20 protein-coding genes are annotated in these 18028 nt (G+C 39.0%); 13 read left to right on the forward strand and 7 right to left on the reverse strand.

Annotated elements, in window-relative coordinates:
- The first annotated feature begins 3 nt into the window (after positions 1–3).
- Positions 4–1905 carry a protein translocase subunit SecD gene (secD, locus tag ACXM0J_RS17575; protein WP_479750699.1) on the forward strand — a complete coding sequence of 634 codons (1902 nt, stop codon included), beginning with the start codon at positions 4–6 and terminating at the stop codon, positions 1903–1905.
- An 8-nt stretch (positions 1906–1913) separates the two neighbouring features.
- Positions 1914–2879: a protein translocase subunit SecF gene (gene secF / locus ACXM0J_RS17580; RefSeq protein ID WP_025470453.1), complete on the forward strand. Its 966-nt coding sequence runs from the start codon at positions 1914–1916 to the stop codon at positions 2877–2879.
- Between the two features lie 70 nt (positions 2880–2949).
- Here secF and coaBC read toward each other — a convergent pair whose 3' ends face one another.
- Positions 2950–4203: a bifunctional phosphopantothenoylcysteine decarboxylase/phosphopantothenate--cysteine ligase CoaBC gene (gene coaBC / locus ACXM0J_RS17585; RefSeq protein ID WP_002116235.1), complete on the reverse strand. Its 1254-nt coding sequence runs from the start codon at positions 4201–4203 to the stop codon at positions 2950–2952.
- 99 nt (positions 4204–4302) lie between these two features.
- Between coaBC and radC the strand changes: the two genes are divergently transcribed.
- Together radC and ACXM0J_RS17595 are read left to right on the forward strand one after the other, a co-directional pair.
- Positions 4303–5022 (forward strand): RadC family protein, encoded by a 720-nt coding sequence (radC, locus tag ACXM0J_RS17590; protein ID WP_086265237.1) that lies wholly within the window; start codon positions 4303–4305, stop codon positions 5020–5022.
- A 61-nt stretch (positions 5023–5083) separates the two neighbouring features.
- Entirely contained in the window at positions 5084–5995 is a 912-nt protein-coding gene (locus tag ACXM0J_RS17595) for a bestrophin family protein (protein WP_069141498.1), read from the forward strand.
- Between the two features lie 3 nt (positions 5996–5998).
- Here ACXM0J_RS17595 and ACXM0J_RS17600 read toward each other — a convergent pair whose 3' ends face one another.
- Positions 5999–6850, reverse strand: coding sequence for a PHP domain-containing protein (locus tag ACXM0J_RS17600; RefSeq protein ID WP_086265238.1), 852 nt, complete (start codon positions 6848–6850; stop codon positions 5999–6001).
- A gap of 44 nt (positions 6851–6894) precedes the next feature.
- Here ACXM0J_RS17600 and ACXM0J_RS17605 point away from each other — a divergent pair, with 44 nt between their 5' ends.
- The 4 genes from ACXM0J_RS17605 to mnmC are packed head-to-tail and all read left to right on the forward strand — an operon-like array spanning position 6895 to position 10219.
- Entirely contained in the window at positions 6895–7509 is a 615-nt protein-coding gene (locus ACXM0J_RS17605) for a septation protein IspZ (protein WP_033850634.1), read from the forward strand.
- A gap of 34 nt (positions 7510–7543) precedes the next feature.
- Positions 7544–7846 carry a YciI family protein gene (locus ACXM0J_RS17610; RefSeq protein ID WP_068612022.1) on the forward strand — a complete coding sequence of 101 codons (303 nt, stop codon included), beginning with the start codon at positions 7544–7546 and terminating at the stop codon, positions 7844–7846.
- A gap of 4 nt (positions 7847–7850) precedes the next feature.
- Entirely contained in the window at positions 7851–8321 is a 471-nt protein-coding gene (locus ACXM0J_RS17615; protein WP_068612020.1) for an SH3 domain-containing protein, read from the forward strand.
- Positions 8322–8344: 23 nt separating this feature from the next.
- A complete protein-coding gene (gene mnmC, locus ACXM0J_RS17620; RefSeq protein ID WP_086265239.1) occupies positions 8345–10219 on the forward strand; it encodes a bifunctional tRNA (5-methylaminomethyl-2-thiouridine)(34)-methyltransferase MnmC2/FAD-dependent 5-carboxymethylaminomethyl-2-thiouridine(34) oxidoreductase MnmC1 in 1875 nt (624 codons plus the stop codon).
- 37 nt (positions 10220–10256) lie between these two features.
- On the opposite strand, the gene ACXM0J_RS17625 is transcribed toward mnmC, so the two are convergent.
- Positions 10257–10571, reverse strand: coding sequence for a rhodanese-like domain-containing protein (locus ACXM0J_RS17625; RefSeq protein WP_002116171.1), 315 nt, complete (start codon positions 10569–10571; stop codon positions 10257–10259).
- 91 nt (positions 10572–10662) lie between these two features.
- Between ACXM0J_RS17625 and ACXM0J_RS17630 the strand changes: the two genes are divergently transcribed.
- The 3 genes from ACXM0J_RS17630 to ACXM0J_RS17640 all read left to right on the forward strand — a co-directional run bounded on the left by ACXM0J_RS17630 (position 10663) and on the right by ACXM0J_RS17640 (position 12263).
- Positions 10663–11151 carry a YajQ family cyclic di-GMP-binding protein gene (locus ACXM0J_RS17630; RefSeq protein WP_032055429.1) on the forward strand — a complete coding sequence of 163 codons (489 nt, stop codon included), beginning with the start codon at positions 10663–10665 and terminating at the stop codon, positions 11149–11151.
- A gap of 34 nt (positions 11152–11185) precedes the next feature.
- Positions 11186–11680: a DUF4442 domain-containing protein gene (locus tag ACXM0J_RS17635; RefSeq protein WP_005804736.1), complete on the forward strand. Its 495-nt coding sequence runs from the start codon at positions 11186–11188 to the stop codon at positions 11678–11680.
- Positions 11681–11756: 76 nt separating this feature from the next.
- Positions 11757–12263, forward strand: coding sequence for a nuclear transport factor 2 family protein (locus tag ACXM0J_RS17640; protein WP_086265240.1), 507 nt, complete (start codon positions 11757–11759; stop codon positions 12261–12263).
- 69 nt (positions 12264–12332) lie between these two features.
- Here the strand turns inward: ACXM0J_RS17640 and ACXM0J_RS17645 are convergent, their stop codons facing one another.
- The 3 genes from ACXM0J_RS17645 to ACXM0J_RS17655 are packed head-to-tail and all read right to left on the reverse strand — an operon-like array spanning position 12333 to position 14085.
- Positions 12333–12749, reverse strand: a complete 417-nt coding sequence (locus tag ACXM0J_RS17645) for an acyl-CoA thioesterase (RefSeq protein WP_002116010.1) — start codon at positions 12747–12749, stop codon at positions 12333–12335.
- Position 12750: 1 nt separating this feature from the next.
- Positions 12751–13188, reverse strand: coding sequence for a thioredoxin TrxC (trxC, locus tag ACXM0J_RS17650; protein WP_005050212.1), 438 nt, complete (start codon positions 13186–13188; stop codon positions 12751–12753).
- Positions 13189–14085 carry an alpha/beta hydrolase gene (locus ACXM0J_RS17655; RefSeq protein WP_005064153.1) on the reverse strand — a complete coding sequence of 299 codons (897 nt, stop codon included), beginning with the start codon at positions 14083–14085 and terminating at the stop codon, positions 13189–13191.
- Positions 14086–14277: 192 nt separating this feature from the next.
- Here ACXM0J_RS17655 and ACXM0J_RS17660 point away from each other — a divergent pair, with 192 nt between their 5' ends.
- Positions 14278–14613: a protein tyrosine phosphatase family protein gene (locus tag ACXM0J_RS17660; protein ID WP_002116083.1), complete on the forward strand. Its 336-nt coding sequence runs from the start codon at positions 14278–14280 to the stop codon at positions 14611–14613.
- Between the two features lie 292 nt (positions 14614–14905).
- Here ACXM0J_RS17660 and ACXM0J_RS17665 read toward each other — a convergent pair whose 3' ends face one another.
- Positions 14906–16384, reverse strand: coding sequence for an Ig-like domain-containing protein (locus ACXM0J_RS17665; RefSeq protein WP_086265241.1), 1479 nt, complete (start codon positions 16382–16384; stop codon positions 14906–14908).
- 147 nt (positions 16385–16531) lie between these two features.
- Between ACXM0J_RS17665 and ACXM0J_RS17670 the strand changes: the two genes are divergently transcribed.
- Positions 16532–17905, forward strand: coding sequence for a dihydrolipoyl dehydrogenase (locus ACXM0J_RS17670; protein WP_086265242.1), 1374 nt, complete (start codon positions 16532–16534; stop codon positions 17903–17905).
- Positions 17906–18028: the final 123 nt, after the last annotated feature.

The following is an 18028-nucleotide window of genomic DNA, read 5'->3' on the forward strand; positions in this document are numbered from 1 at the left end:
CGAATGCGTTACCCTGCATGGAAATATTTACTGATTCTGGTTGTTCTGGTAATCAGTACATTATACGCACTGCCGAGTCTATATCCGGATGAGCCCGCTGTTCAAATTTCCGGTGCCAAAGCTGGTACCCAAATTGATCAAAGTGTGGTGAAAAAAGCAGAGCAAATTTTAAAAACAGCAAATATTGCGAGCCATGACAATACTTTTACAAATAATGCTGCCCTATTGCGTGTGAGTTCATCTGAAGCGCAGTTAAAGGCAAAAGAAGTATTACGTCGTGACTTAGGTGATGAATATGTTGTCGCCCTAAACCTTGCACCAACCACACCGGAATGGCTGCAAAAGATTGGGGCAAAACCAATGAAACTTGGTTTGGACTTACGTGGTGGTGTCCACTTCTTGCTTGAAGTAGATATGGACAAAGCCGTTGCCCAACGTATGGAAACCTCTGCCACCGATTTGCGTCGTCAGTTCCGTGAAAACAAGATCAAATTTAATAGTCTTGCATTAACCAATAATGTGATCACTGTTCAATTTGCTGACAATGCTGACCGTGATGCAGCAATGGATTTTTTACGTCGTAATGGGAATGAATATACCCAACAGGCATTAGCAAGCTCTACAGGTTCTACTTTAAAGCTTACTTATACCGATGTACGTCGCCAAGAAATTCAGTCATATGCGGTAAATCAGAACTTAACAACATTACGTAATCGTATTAACGAACTTGGTGTTGCAGAAGCATTGGTACAAAGTCAGGGTAGCAACCGTATTGTTGTTGAATTACCGGGTGTACAAGATACAGCAGAAGCTAAACGTGTTTTAGGACGCACTGCGAACCTCGAATTCCGTTTAGTTTCTGACTTAAATGATCAATATATCGATCCATATACGGGTAAATATAATGGTCAACCTTTACCTCCGGGCACAGAAGTTTTTGCTTATGAGTCTCTAGATAGCGGCCGTCAACTCTTGTTGCAACGTAACCGAATCTTGACTGGTGAGCGTGTTCAAAATGCAAGCTCTGGCTTTAGTCAGGACTCTGGCGGTGCCGAAGTAAATATTACGCTCGACAGTGCTGGCGGTAAGCTGATGTCCGATGCAACCCGTAATGCTGTTGGTAAACGCATGGCGGTATTGTTCATCGAGAACAAGCAAAAAATTAACTATGTCACAGATCCAAAAACTGGTGCACAAACAGAAGTTCGTACGCCATACACTGAGTCTGTAGTCATTAACGCTGCAACAGTTCAAGCTGTTTTAGGTTCGACTTTCCGTATTACCGGTTTAAGTTCTCCTCAAGAAGCATCTGAACTTGCATTAATGCTTCGTGCTGGTGCTTTAGCTGCGCCAATGTACTTTGTTGAAGAGCGTGTAGTAGGTCCAAGCCTTGGTCAAGAAAATATTGATAAAGGTGTATTGTCTACTCAAATCGGCTTCTTGCTCGTTGCAATCTGGATGGTGGTTTTCTTCCGTGTATTCGGTTTAATCGCGAATTTTGCTCTTGTGTTTAACTTGGCAATGATTTTAACCGTAATGTCATGGATTGGAGCTTCTCTGACCTTACCGGGTATTGCTGGTATCGTTATTACCATTGGTATGGCGGTCGATGCGAACGTATTGATATGTGAGCGTATCCGAGAAGAAATGCTCTGGGGGGCCTCACCCAAACAGGCCATTGTGGCCGGTTATGATCGAGCCTATAACACCATTTTTGACTCGAACTTAACCACGTTCCTTGTTGCATTCATCTTGTTTGCAATTGGTACAGGCCCAATCAAAGGTTTCGCCGTGACATTAATGATCGGTATTATTTGTTCGATGTTTACTGCAATTACAGTAACTCGTGCAATCGTACAAATCATTTTTGGCAAACGTCGTAATTTGAAAAAGTTGAGCATTTAAGGAGATCGATGATGACTAAAGTGACTCAACAAGATTCAAAACAATATGGTCGTCCGGATGATGCAAAAATCATCCCATTTATGAAGATTGCTAAACCTGCGGCGATCTTCTCGATCCTTATTACTTTGGCGAGTATTTTCTTTATTGCGACTAAAGGTCTTAACCTCGGTTTAGACTTTACAGGTGGTGTTTCAGCTGAGCTTAACTATGCTCAACCAGCCAATCAGTCTGAAGTTATTCAGGCACTCGATAAAGCTGGTTTTAAAGATGCTGTAGTACAAACCTTAGGTAGTAATAAAGACTTACTTGTGCGCATGCCAGTACAAGAAGTTAAGGTTGAAGACCTTAATAATGCGATTACTAAAGCAGTGCAGTTACCAAATAATACTGCCGAAGTTCATAAAGTGGACTCTGTTGGTGGTCAAGTTGGTAACGAACTCTATGTTCGTTCTGCTGGTGCCGTTGCACTTGCACTTATCTTAATGTTGATCTACGTAACCATCCGCTTTGAGTTCAAACTCGCGATGGGTGCCGTAATGTCTTTATTCCACGACATCATCATTATTATTGGTGCTTTTGCATTATTCCAATGGCCATTTGACCTTACAGTGTTAGCTGCAGTACTTGCTGTTATTGGTTTCTCGCTTAACGATAACATTGTAGTGTCAGACCGTATCCGTGAAAATTTCCGGAAAATTCGCGGTGCGACTCCTCGTGAAATCGTTGATATTGCGTTAACTGAGACTTTACGTCGTACCATTCATACATCAATGACGTTATTGCTGGTTGTTCTAGCGATGATGTTCTTAGGTGGCGATGGTCTACACTGGTTCTCTGTGGCAATGTTTGTTGGTGTATTTGTTGGTACTTATTCTTCGATTTATATCGGTACTGCATTTGCATTATGGCGTGGTCTTAACCGCCAAGACTTCATCGTTCAGGTTAAACCTGAATTTGAGGATGAAATTCCTTAAGCTGTCTAAATTAAGACAAATAAAAAAACCGCGATTCATTCGCGGTTTTTTTATTTGATTCAAAAATTATTTATTTACGGCGCAGGGCATCCGAAATTGCTTCAACCAATTGTTGAGAAATTTCTTGCTTAGATGCTTTCTCTAACTCACGCTTTTTCATGTGATAGCTTTCAGCAAAGAAAACTGTCATCGCATTCTCATCAGAAGCAAACCCAATATCAGCACGTGATACATCGTTACAGGCAATCATGTCTAGTTTTTTAGCAACAAGTTTTCCTGCCGCATATTCTTCAACATTCTGCGTTTCGGCGGCAAAGCCCACCATAAATGGACGTTTTTCCTGACCTGCGATTGTCGCCACGATATCTGGATTTTTTACAAGGGAAACATTCAACTCATCCCCTGCTTTCTTAATTTTATGCTCAGCAACTTCTGCTACGCGATAGTCTGCGACTGCGGCAGTTGCAATAAAAATATCGCAGCCTGTTTCTAGAGAACTCATACTGACGTCAAGCATTTGTCGTGCTGAAGCAACATTTACACGTTGAACACCATTTGGCGTATCTAAACTTACAGGTCCAGCAATCAGAGTCACTTGCGCGCCAGCAGCATAACAAGCAGCGGCTAAAGCAAAGCCCATTTTTCCAGTACTATGGTTTGAGATATAACGCACAGGATCAATCGCTTCACGTGTCGGCCCAGCAGTAATAACTACTCGCTTACCTGCCAACAGCCCAAATTTCTCAGCGATGGCACGTTGAGCTTGATGGAAATAGCCTGCAACTTGGCGAGCAATTTCTTCTGGCTCAGGCATACGGCCTAAGCCGACATCACCACAAGCCTGCTCACCCGCATCCGGCATGATCACATGTACGCCATCTTCGACTAAGGTTTGCAAATTACGTTGAGTTGCTTTAGCCGCCCACATTTGCTGGTTCATCGCCGGAGCTACCCAGACAGGAGATTTTGTTGCCAAAAACACCGTGCTGAGTAAATCATCTGCCAAACCATTCGCAAATTTAGCCAATGTGTCACAACTTGCAGGTGCGACTAGTAATAAATCAGCCCAACGTGCTAATTCAATATGTCCCATACCTGCTTCAGCCGCTGGGTCTAGAAGTTCAGTATGAACAGGATTACCAGAAAGAGCCTGAAAAGTTAATGGTGTAATAAATGCCTGCGCACCATGTGTCATCACCACTCGCACGTCAAAGCCATAATCTTTGAGACGGCGGACTAAGATGGCACTTTTATAGGCAGCAATTCCGCCAGTAACAGCTAAAACAATGTTTTTATGAGGAATAACGCTTAGATCAAAGCTCACGAACAGGATACCTTTCTGTTGCAGTGGCGCTCACAATAGCATTAAATACGCGCAGACCCAAGATTGATTGGGCAAACAAAATAAAATTTTAAGCGAATAATGCTGGGGAATATGAATACTTCTATTAAAAATTGGCCTGAACAAGAACGGCCAAGAGAACGGTTATTACAACAAGGTCCACAAAGTCTATCAGATGCTGAGCTACTGGCGATTTTTCTTCGCTCAGGTTCAAGGCAATATTCAGCAGTCGAGTTATCTCGTTTACTCATTCAGCACTTCGGTAACCTTAATGCAGTGTTTGATGCCTCATTTAGTGAGTTAACTCAATTTAATGGCATTGGGGCAACGAAATATTCACAATTGCTGGCAGTCAAAGAACTTGGACGGCGTTATCTCAATCATCACTTCCAGACAAATAATCTCAGCCTCCATTCATCAGATCTAGTGTTGGATTATCTGCGCTATGAACTAAAGGGTGAGAAACAAGAAGTCTTTGCTGTTTTGTGTCTAGATCCAGAACTAAGAAAGCTTCATTTTAAAAAGCTATTCTTTGGTTCAGTTCAGCATTGCGCAGTTTCGGTCAATCAAACCTTACGCTACGCCTTACAGCAACATGCTTGCCAGCTCGTTATTGCACATAATCATCCATTTGGTTCAGCACAACCGTCTTCCGAAGATATTGCCTTAACTCAGCAACTTGAACGGGCTTGTCAGCTTGTCGAAATTCGTCTGCTTGACCACTTTATTATCTCACCTGAAGGGAGCTTTTCCTTTGCTGAACAACAACTGCTCAACCCAACAACAATATCAGTTCAATGATATTGACAAAGTAACACTAAGCCTAGAAGATCAAAACAAAAATAGCGATGTTTAAAATAAAATGATTGTTCGGGAACAGCCTAGTATTTTCAAAGTATTATTCTCTTGGCGAGGCACAATTTTACCCAAAATTTTGCCATCCCTAGGCGTTGTGATGCTGATCTCGGCAATCATTGGTGGAGTCGAATACATCAATCTTTATCGCTTTCCAGAGATTCCTTTGGTTGGCTTCACGCTCATTGGTGTCGTACTTTCTATTTTCCTAGGATTTAAAAATAGTGCATGTTATGACCGTTGGTGGGAGGCCCGAAAATTATGGGGCGTTCTAATTGCAACTTCACGCCATTTTGACCGCGATTGTCGTATTTTAACTCAAGCTCGCCGTGAGCGTGTTATTCAACATGTGATTGTTTTTGCTAATGTATTGCGTGACCGTTTACGTCGTCAGACGGCGAACCCAACTGAGTTAATACAAACCAGTGGTATGAGTCAGCAAGCACTCACTCAACTCTACCAACAAAATAATGCTCCTCAGTACACACTCAGTCTCATTCACTGGGAATTGTTGCAGGCACTTAAAGAAGGTGAAATTTCTGACATCATCTATGCACAAATGAATAAAAATGTTTCAGATTTAAGTGTTGTACAAACTGGCTGTGACCGGATTGCCAATACGCCCATTCCATTTGCCTATTCAGTTTTACTCAACCGCACAGTCTATTTTTTCTGTTTTATGTTGCCTTTTAGTCTTGGGTCATTACTTGGATTAGCAACGCCTTTACTAGTTGGAATTTTGGCATACACATTTTTAGGTCTAGATGCACTAAGCTCTGAAATTGAAGAGCCATTCGGTACGCAAAGTAATGACTTACCCTTAGATGCTATGGTACGTAGTATCGAGATTGAACTTTTAGGGACGCTCGGTAAACCTACTCCACCACCAATTCAAGCTCAGGATAACAACCTACTGTAGAGTTTAAACAAAGCGCTCCCAAATCCCATGCTGCTTATCGGTAGGTTTAGGCGTATTTCCTAGTTTAATCCATGGCATATTTTCACCATGAAAATCACTGCCAATAGAAACCGCCAACTGATATTGTTCAATCATTCGATCAATCATCTGACGAGTAGATAGAGGTTCCATTGGTGGAGGTAACTCAATTGCATCTCCACCTGATGTCGCGAACAATTCAATTAAATAACGAACGTTAGTTGCAGATAAATCATAACGGGTCGGATGTGCTAATACTGCGAAGCCTTTACTTTGATGAATCACATCAATGGTTTCTTTTAAGCCTAATCCTTCAAACTTTACAAAAGCACGTTTTCCTTCTTTTAAGAAACGATCAAATGCTTGTTGAGGACGAGTCACGACACTTTTCTCGACCAATGTTTTAGCAATGTGAGTTCTTGTTACCCTATCCGCCTGATGTTCTACTTTAGCAAGAACATCATCATAAATCTGAAAACCAATACATTTTTCTAATAGCTCACAAATCACTTTAGCTCTTTGCGCTCTAATTCTTTTTTGTTGTTCTAATGCTTCTAAAATTGGTGCTTCATCTTGCATATTTAAAGCAACAATATGTACACCATAACTCTTCTTAGTGCTTGGGCGCGACCACTGACTAGAAATTTCTGTGCCAGAAATAATATTTAAATCATGATCTTGTGCAGCAATTTTTGCACGCTGTAACCCATCCATTGTATCGTGGTCAGTCAAAGCCAACATATGCAAGTTCACATCTATAGCAGCTTGCACCAGCAATTCTGGAGACAAAGTTCCATCAGAAATATTGCTATGTGTATGTAAATCTATGCCTTGCATCTTTTATACTATGCCATTCGCCAAACCTGATCAGATACTCTAACATGAAAGCACTTCTGGACTTTGTTCCATTAATTATTTTCTTCTATTTATATAAAACAGTTGATCCAACTGACACCCAGCATCCTTTACTGAAACTGATCGGGTCTGCTGGTGGTGCCGATAATAATAATATTCTTGTAGCGACTACTGGCTTAATTATTTCAATGCTTGTGGTATATGGTGCCCTATTCGTTTTCCAAAAATTCCGCTTAGACAAACAACAGTGGTTTGTATTGTTTATGACTGTCATTTTTGGTGGTATCACCCTCATGTTAAGTGACGATTTCTATATTCGTCTCAAAGCTGCGATTTTAAATTTAGTTTTCGCAGGCGCATTCTTGATTTCACCTTGGTTTGGTAAAGATCGTAAACCACTCATTCAACGCTTATTTGACCCGATTTTAGATTTGAGTGAAAAAGGTTGGAAAAATCTCAATTTCGCTTGGGCAGCGATGTTTGTCGTGATGTCTTGTCTACATGTTTTCTTCGCATTTTTATTTCACGGTGGAAAATATTGGGGCGAATTTACTGCATTTGGTGACATGATCGTGATGTTTTCATTTATCATTATTCAGTTCATTATTTTACGTAAACATTTTAAGTCACCAGATGCTTAAAATGCTTCCTGATTAATTATAGAGATACGATTACATGCCTTTTTTTGTTCTAAGCTGTACCGATAACGAAGGAACTTTAGAAAAACGCTTGGCAGTACGCCCTCAGCATATCGAACGCTTACAAAAACTCGATGATGAAGGCCGCCTTGTTGCAGCGGGTGCTATGCCAAAAGATCCTAATGATCCGCAAGCAGGCTTCTTTGGTAGCACCATGATTGTTGAATTCGACAGTCGCGAAGCATTAGATGAATGGTTAAAAGAAGAACCGTTTCTTAAAGAAGGCATTTATGCTCACGTTGATGTAAAACCGTTTAATAAAGCATTTCCAAAAGGGTAATCGCATGCAGCTTGCAATCAAAAGCTTTCTTGGCTTGTGTTTGATATGTTCAACTGCTGGAGCAGTTGAACCTGCTGCGACACCAGCAACTCCGTCTCCAAGTGCGCCTTCAACTCAAGCCGCTAAACCAGCTCCAACATCGGCAACTGGAGTCAAAACAGCACCAACTGCAGCACAACCACTTACAGCAGAACAGCTCGCAAAGAATAAGCAACAGCAAGACGCAAAAATCAAAGCTTTAGTTCAAGATCAAGCCTCTCGCTTAAAGCAGTTAGAGCATGCCAATCTTGAAGCATTGGCTCAGAACCAAGAGTTGCAGTTAAAAAATGATAATCTCTCTGTTCAGGTTCAAGTCTTACAAAGCGAACGAAGTGCGCAAATGTTTTTATATGGCGCTGTTACCTTAGCAGGTGGCGTATTGCTAGGTTTCTTTATTGCTAGTTATATTCATACAAAACGTCGACGCCAGTGGTAATCCCAAGCGATCTATTAAATTCAATGAACGTATCAAACCGTATCCAAACAGCAGAGCTGGACTGGGAATTCGTCGATGGTATCGAGATTCCCATTTCTAAACAATTTGGTGATGTCTACTTCTCTAAAGATAATGGCCTACTTGAAACACGACATGTTTTTCTAAATGGTAATGACTTATCAGAACGATTAGCCAATTTAAAAGATTTTGAATATTTCAGTGTAGGAGAAACCGGTTTTGGTACGGGTTTAAATATTCTTGCACTCTGGCAACTTTGGCAGGAAGTCCGTCCTAATAATCAAAGCCATTTACATGCAATTAGCGTGGAAAAATTTCCATTAAGTAAAGCTGATCTTATTCGCGCTTTAAATGTCTGGGATGAACTTAAACCGTTTGCAGAGCAGTTAATTGAACAATATCCCTTGCCTATTGCTGGATGTCATCGTTTAACTTTCCCTAAAGAACGTTTTAGCATCGATCTATGGCTTGGAGATGCGCAAGAGATTTTCCCAAGCATGGCTAAAACTAAAGCTGTGAATGCCTGGTTTTTAGATGGCTTTGCACCATCTTGTAACCCAGACATGTGGGAACAAAATGTTTTAAATAATATTGTCCGTCTTTCAGGTTATGGCACTACATTCGCCTCTTTTAGTGTTGCTGGCATTTTAAAACGTGGACTAAAAGCACATGGTATCGATATTTCTCGTCCACGTGGTTTTGGCCATAAACGAGAAATGCTCAAAGCAGTCTGGAAGCTGCCTGAATCTGATCAGGGTTCCACAGAATTAGGACAAACCCACGCATTGGCTACAGAGCAACAGCATATTGCGATTATAGGGGCTGGTGTAGCAGGTTTAAGCACGGCGTGGGCATTTGCAGCACGTGGCCACCAAGTGACCTTATACGAGCAAACCAATCCGTTATCGGGCGCGTCTGGAAACCCATTGGCATTACTTAATCCGAAACTATGCCCAATTGAACAAAGTCATGAACATCTCATGACCTTAAGTTGGCAACATGCTTTAAATTTTTATAAAAATTTCAAAGCATTCCGCCCGCTTCAAATCCAGCAAATTGCATTAAAAAATGCAGATGAACTTCTTGATTTGGTAAATCAGTATCCAGCTCAAGTTGTTACCAACTCAGCGAACTCACTTGAAACTGATTACTCAAACATATTACTAACTGAGGCTGGCTCTGTCTCACCACATCAATTACGTGATGAAATTTTGCAGCATCCATGTATCAATCTCAAAATTGCTCATGTCACAGCACTTATTTCTTCTGAAAATAAAGTTCAATTGCAAACCAATAATGAAATTATTGCAGAAGCAGACCATGTTGTTGTGTGCTGTGCTCGAGAAAGTGCTGCTTTATTTGACAGCTATCCACAGTTAAAACCAATACGTGGACAAGTCAGCTGGGTTGATAATACATTTGCTCCTCTACCTTTAAATGAAGCGTATAGCTATGGCGGCTATTGCATGCAACTTGATGCTTCACAAATGATTTTAGGTGCGTCTTTCTACCCAAATCGTGAAGATCAAGATGTACTTCCCGAAGACCATGTGCATAACTTTGAATTAATCCACAGTGTATTCCCTGAATATGCTGAAAAGTTACCATTACCTTCGACATGGCAAGGCCGTGCATCTATACGGGCTCAAAGCTTGGATTATTTTCCTCTGGTTGGAAAAATGCAGGAGAATAGCCGAATTGCTACTTTTGCTGGGCTTGGCTCTAAAGGCTTCTTATTTGCACCCCTGTGCAGTGAAATCTTAGTTGCTCAAATATTAGGAGAAGCTTGCCCGGTACCGGACCGCCTATTACAAAAATTGAATCCTCAACGGTTTCAAAAGAAAGTGAAACCTAAAAAGCCTTATTTTAAACCGCAATAATTCACTTCAATAAAAAAGCACCCGAAGGTGCTTTTTTTTATGCGCCCTGCTCTAGAGGCAAGCCGGCATCACGAGCTGCACGTGTCCCGCCCATCAGCACGACATATTCACGCGAGGCATCCAATCCTTCTAGTTTCTCAGCTGCACGAGGAGCTTTGCTACCACCACCACATAAAATATAAATCGGCTGACCCGCAGAGACCTGGTTCAAAATATCAGCATTCAAATCATTAATTGGGCGATTCACCGCACCTTTAACATGCCCTTCTGCATAAGCATTAGTATCACGGACATCCCAGATAACAGCATTTTCTGGGAACTCAAATGTTGTAATTTCTTGTTTACGGATCATTGTGCACTCCTTTGATGTAAACAACACTTGGCAAATGAAGAAAACCCTCTTAGCATCTCAAATATTCTTTCCCTTTGTAAAGGTCTAAACTATGCCTTCTTTCGATATTGTCTCTGAATTAGAGTTATTTGAAGTTAATCATGCTGTACAAAACACACAAAAAGAGATTGCCACACGCTTTGACTTTCGTGGTCACGATGTTTCTATCGAATTAAATGAAAAAAATAAAGAAATCAAAATCAGTACCGAAAGTGATTTCCAGTGTGAACAAGTTTATAACATGTTAGAAAATCATTTTTATAAACGAAAAATTGATGTTCAAGCACTTGATCCACAAAAAGCCTCTGCTTCAGGCAAAAATTTTGTACAAGTCATTAAACTTAAAGACGGTCTTGACTCTGATACTGCAAAAAAAATTAATAAAGCCATTAAAGAAAGTGGTGTTAAAGTGCAATCTTCTATTCAAGGCGACAAAATTCGTGTAACTGATAAAAAGCGTGACACTTTACAACAAGTTATGACTTTTTTACGTGAACAACAATTCGGTGTGCCATTACAGTTTAATAACTTTAAAGATTAATATCTTGTCGGCCATTTAAAGCTAAGGTAATCCCATGTCTCAATCCAACCGTCTATCAAAACTGGTAAAAGCAACTTCAAAATTCCCTAAAGGTATTCGGAGCACGCTTTGGAGCAAGGCGTTTGGTCGTATCGTGCCAATGGTGGGTACAGCAAACATCCGCTATCTGGAAGTAGACTCAAACCACGTTACTGTCCGTTTAGATAACCAAAAAAATATGCAGAATCATATTAAAGGCGTCCACGCTGCGGCTATGGCGCTTTTAGCAGAAACTGCAACGGGTTTTCTAACCGGTTTACATATTCCTGATAATCGAATTTTATTAATCAAATCATTACATGTAGATTATTTAAAAGTGGTTGAAGGCGGTTTGACTGCTACAGCGACATTGTCTGCTGAACAACAAAAGTTTATTGCAGATAATGAGAAAGGTGAACTTGTGATTCCTGTTACTGTGATTGATGACGCAGGCAATGAGCCAATTCAATGTCAAATGCTGTGGGCATGGTTACCTAAACGTAAGAAATAATAACTAATCTAAAGTATTTTTAGATGGTTATTTACCTCAAGATATAAAACTAATATTTTATATCTTGAGGTTAAAAATGAAAAAAATACTAATTCTTTCCTCTTTATTTACCAGTTTAATATTTACAACAATAAGTTCTCACGCGACTGAACCTCACATTAAAGCCAGTAAAGTAACTTCGGCTAAATCAGAAGCTCTTGATAAAGTAAGTGCTCAAAACAAAAGAATAGTGACCGACTTTTATGAAGGTGTCTTTTTAAAACATAAAGTCAAAGAATATGCAGACCGCTATATTGGTCAACAATACATTCAGCACAATCCTAATGTTCCAGATGGGAAAGCGCCTTTTGTTAATTTCTTCACTGAAAAATTCCAAAAGAATCCGCAAGCTAAAAATGAGATTAAACGTGCAATTGCTGAAGGTAATCTTGTCGTTTTACATGTTCATTCCACTGAAAACGAAAAAGACAGAGGAAGAGCGATTGTTGATATATTCCGTGTCGAAAATGGAAAAATCGTAGAGCATTGGGATGTGATACAAAATATTCCTGAGCAAAGCAAAAATACAAATACGATGTTTTAATTTCTAAAAAATAGTTTTTCTTTTGAATAAAATTAAAGCCTGAATACGTATATTCAGGCTTTCTAATTCTTATTGAGTTTCTAAAAACTTTTGTTTCGCTTCTTCAGGTATTTGACGCTTATTACCTTTTACATCTACTGCTACGAAGGTAAACACTCCCTCTGTAATGCGTATTGGCTCACGAGAGTCATCATGACTATCCCAAACTTCAATTTGCATCTGAATAGAAGTATTTCCAACTTTTAAGATTTTGGTATAGCAACTAATGACAAAGCCAACTTTTACCGGAACCAAAAAGGTCATTTGATTAATAGAAATCGTAGCACAGCGACCACGACTGAAACGTTCTGCGTGAATTGCTCCAGCCAAGTCCATTTGTGACACAATCCATCCACCAAATACATCACCACTCCAGTTTGTATCTGCTGGCATGGCAATCGTTTGTAAGGATAAAATTCCTTCTGGTTTGGTATAAGCTTCTGACACCTTAGCTCCCGAAATTCGTTTGAAGTTGTTGATCGAGCCACTGTTGCAATTCAGGCGCACGTAATGCCCCGCTAATACGCGCGACCTCTGTCGTTTTATTCATTAAGACAAGTGTCGGAATACTTCTCACATGAAAAGCTTGGCTCAAGCGAGGAGATTCTTCGGTATTAATCTTGGCAAAGATAACGCCTGGATTTTGTTTTGCGACCTGCGCAAAATGTGGAGCCATCATTTTACAAGGTCCGCACCATTCTGCCCATAAGTCTATAAGAATAGGTAAATCACTATTCGTGATGTAGTTACTAAAATTCTGCTCATTTAGCTCAATTGGTGCAAGCGGTAGTAATGGCTGATGACATTGCCCACAACTTGGTTGCTCCGGAAGTTTTTCTTCTGGAACTCGGTTTTTAGCACCACACGATGCACATACAATAATCATTTACATCACTCCTATATGCTGATGTAAAAATTCTAATTGGGTTGTCACTGCTTTTTCAAACCATGAACCGTGATAGATATCAAAATGTTTCATATCCCATTCATGATAACTCACAAAAGGCGCAATATTTGTGGCAGCTTCACGGCTTGACTCAATAGGAATAAGTGAATCTTTTTGGGCTGCAATAAATAAAACTGGAATATTAATCTGACGTACAACCTGAATTGGACGGTATCGCATCAAATTAAAAAAGACGCGAGCAGGGACTTCCCCGCTCCAATAATAATCAGGATTTACAATCGATAAATAGCCATAATAACTATCTGCTGTAGGCATAAAGCATAAGTTATGTTGATCAACAACAGGTAATCTCTTTGGATTAAGCCCCATCTTTGATCCCATATAATCCTGACTTGATAGCTTCAATGCTTGAGGATAGCGCTGCAAAGGATAGAGCTTGGCAGTTTCAGCGCCATCTACATAGGGAATTTGTACTAAAACTGCTTGAATATTCTTTAACTCAGAAGCTAGGCTTAGCGCATATCCCCCACTTAAAGAAGTTCCCCAAAGCACAATCCTTCGGTTATCTACAAGTTTACAAGTCGAAGCATATTGAATCACTGTCTTCCAATCTTCTAATTGTGAATTGATGGAGACCATTTCTCTAGGCTTGCCAGTACTGCCGCCCCAATATCTGTAATCAAATAAAATAACAGCGTAACCTGCTTGAGCAAATCGCTGGGCATACTGAATAAGTTTAAATTGACGCAATCCGGCAAAACCATGCGCCATGATAATTACCGCAGATTTATTATTTGTTTTTGGAATATAAAAGTCAGCTGCGATCATTTCCTGATCACATGGAACATATAAAGGCTCAACCGTATAAGCGTGCATATGTGCTCCGTGGCATTATGGTCGAAGTAATGAATTTACAAAAAACATCCTGATCGCCTTTTAAAAATCTAGAGCTGTTCTATGACATAAGTTTTATCTATGTAGGAACAACATTTTAGTGTCTTGTATCTCAGGTTAAGCTTAATGCTATGATACAGCATAAGAGGTTTTGTTAAATTTTGGAGTGACGAAATGTCAGATAATGTTGGTTTCGCAGGTCAAATTGGTCCAGAACACGTTGGCCAAGTTGTAGAAAAAGGATTTAAATCTATTATTAATAACCGACCAGATATGGAAGGCGGCCCAGAACAACCTACAAGCGCTCAGATTGAAGAAGCAGCACGTCAAGTAGGCTTAGACTATGTCTATCAACCTGTTGTAGCTGGACAAATTACTGAGCTAGATGTACGTACTTTTGCCAATCATTATAATGAATTGCCAAAACCTGTGCTGATGTTCTGCCGTACAGGAAACCGTTCAAATAATTTATATCAATTAGCAAAACAAATGGATTTGTTAGACGACTAAATTTAAGAAATTAATTCTCTTGAAAACCCTATTTCTTATTTCAAGTAGGGTTTTTGATAAATTATTTTGCATATCTCTGCATGAACTCAACAGAACTAAAAATAATATTAATTTAGAGTATTCATATCTTTTGATTCATTTATTAATTTTTCTATGAATAAATTTATATTCGTTCTTTTAAGCTGTTTAATCGTTAGCGCATGCTCCTCGATGCAAGTACGACCGACAGTAGGTGTAACTATGGGTACACGCATTTAAAAAAGAAGCAGCTTACATGCTGCTTCTTTTTATATTACTTACCATTTGCACAATTTGGATCTATTCCATATGGGCTTAATATATTCGGGGCAATACCATCACTAACAGTGACATCCTTTTTCAAATAATCTAACGTAAGAGATGTAGACCCTTTAATTAAAGTTCCCGAAACTGTAGATTTAGCCGTTAGCTGAACAGTTAACCACGATGCATATATTTTAGGATATTGAATCTTAAGGTCAAAGCGTCCGTTCCCGTCTGTTGTATATTTATTATTGGTTGCAGCAGTACCAGCATTATTAATATACGATACAACTTGAACTGTAGAATTTTCTTTAAGCGGCTTTAATTGATTAATAACCTCACCATTAACATTTACCGCTTGAACCGGTGAAGTACATGCGACTCTGATAGCAGGAAGATATTCATCAGGTTTACCGTCCACAGGATTAGAGGTGTCAAAAAAATCAAATGCTCCTTTATAATAGGCAAGAGCATTAACTCCCATAACTACATCTTGATTTGGTATCGGCTTACCATCTACATCAGTTACTTGTACTGAGATATTTTTATAGTAATAGACTCCATCCGTTGTATCTTCCATAGTTGTCGGATTATATGCTACAGCAATTGCACCTACTGCTACTGGCACATCAGAATTAACAACATCAAGTTTATAGGTATAAATTTTTGTTGATTGTCCAAAGTTAGCTTCTAAAACAAGATCATCTGTTACAAATTGAGCAGCACTATATGATGAGGATCTTTGATTTTCATTAAAAGATAAAGTATAGGTGATCTGGCCATTTGCATCAGTTTGAGTTGCATTTGGTGTAAATCTAACACCGTTTGAGACTGAGTTTTTAACTTTAAGTGTGATCGCTTGATTTGCTAAAGTTGCACCATTTGCATCTACAGCTGTTAATGTAATAGTTGTCTGATCACCTCTAACATTTAAAGAGGTCTTTGTAGCATCAAACAACACGATACTTGTGGTATCAGCTTCAGCGCTACTATTATTTCCTGTAACCGTTACAGTCTGTTCCTGAGTAAGCGTACCATTATTTGTAGAAGCAACTAATTTAAAACCATTTTTCACCAACTCATTTATCGAACTCGATGTTTTTGGTGTTTTTATAATATAAACAGTATTACCCGCCGCATCTGTAGTTTGAGTTGATACACCCTCTATAGATAAATTATTTGTTGGATCCTCTAATTTCAAACTAACTTTAGTACCAGCCACACCACCTTTATTTATATCTAGAGCTCTTACAGTAACAGTTAGAGTATCATTCGTCGCTGCAACTGATAATTTATCTAATTCTATCTTTAAAGCTGTAGCAGTGGCCTGCTGCGATCCACTGTTATTACTTCCAGATGATGAGTTACTATTTGATGAGCTATTTTGATAATAACCATCACTACCTCCCCCACCACAACTTGCTAACATAATTGATACAGCAATAGCTGACAACTTCAAGGTAAGTTGTTTTTTATACATACTTTTCATTTCCCCAATCTTTCCTAAAGGTATAAGATTTTTTAATTATTTATATTATTAGTGTAATCATATTCACCTTACTCTGTAAACATAAATTACATTATGTTTTATTATGTAACTTATTAAATGGAAAATTTATAGATACTGGGATTTATAATGTTCGATATCATTATTATTGGCGCAGGTACTGCTGGTATTAGCGCATATAAAGAAGCCGTTAAACATACTAATAATATTTTAATTATAAATGATGGACCATGGGATACCACTTGTGCTCGCGTAGGCTGTATGCCAAGTAAAGTCCTCATTTCAACAGCCAACCGCATGTTTGATATTCAAAATGCTCAAGAAGTTGCTTTAGACGTATCTGCAAAGATTAATACAGATCAAGTGATGCAACATGTGCAGACCTTACGTGACCGATTTACGCAAGCAACTTTAAAAGATGTAGAGCAATGGCCAACTGAGCATAAAATTTCTGGCAAAGCACATTTTATTGATACCCAAACTGTAGAAGTTAACGGTAAACAATATCAATCAAAAAGTTTTATTTTGGCGGTTGGTTCTACTCCTAGTTATGATCAAACTTGGAAGCAAGAACTAGAGCATCGGCTTATAACCACAGATCAAATATTTGAATTAGAAACACTTCCTAAATCCATTGCTGTAATTGGTAGCGGTGTAATTGCTCTTGAGATTGCCCAAGCTATGCATCGGTTAGGGGTAAAAACTACAATCTTTGCTCGTAGTAAACGAATTGGGATATTGACTAGTTCTAGACTTCAACAGCTTGCTCAAGAAGAGCTAGGAAAAGAGTTAACAATACTATTCGAAACATTGCCAAGTGAGGTTAAAGTCAGTGAGGAAAGTGTTTTATTAAACTATAAACTTGATGGAACAGAGAAAACTCTCAAAGTTGAATATGTTTTAGCTGCAACAGGGCGTACAAGCTTACTCAATACTTTAAAACTAGAAAATATTGATAATTCATTCAAAGATATTAAGTTATTACCTATAAATGCAAAAACCAAGCAATTAGATACATATCCAATTTTTGTTGTCGGTGACGCTTACACCTCAACGCCACTACAACATGAAGCAGCACATGAAGGTAAAAAAGTTGTTTATAACTGTTTAAATTATCCACAGGTAAACTCAGTTAAGACACTTACGCCATTGGGAATTGTCTTTAGTCATCCTGAAATGGCGATCGTAGGTCAAAGTTATAAGCAATTAAAAGATGAAGGTATAGATTTTATTATAGGCGAGGCCTCTTATGAACGACAAGGAAGAGCTATAGTTCTTGGAAAAAATAAAGGTGCTATTGAAGTTTATATTGAACGGGAAAGCCAAAAACTTTTAGGTGCTGAGCTATTTACAGAAGCAACTGAACATATGGCCCATTTATTAAGCTGGATAATCGGTGAAGAATTAACGCTAAATGATATTATAGAGAAACCCTTTTATCACCCGACTTTAGAAGAAGGTCTTCGAACTGCTCTAAAACATGCCCGTAGACAGTTAAAATAATAGCTTATAGAAGAACCTTTTATCAATTAAAATTAGCTCTTCTATATTTAACCAGTTTCTTCTAACTGATTACATTTTCGTTCTACGTTTTTCTGTATAAAATCAATTTTAATATTTAAAGAA

The organism is Acinetobacter sp. GRABPA_MV_2 (genome assembly GCF_056725885.1).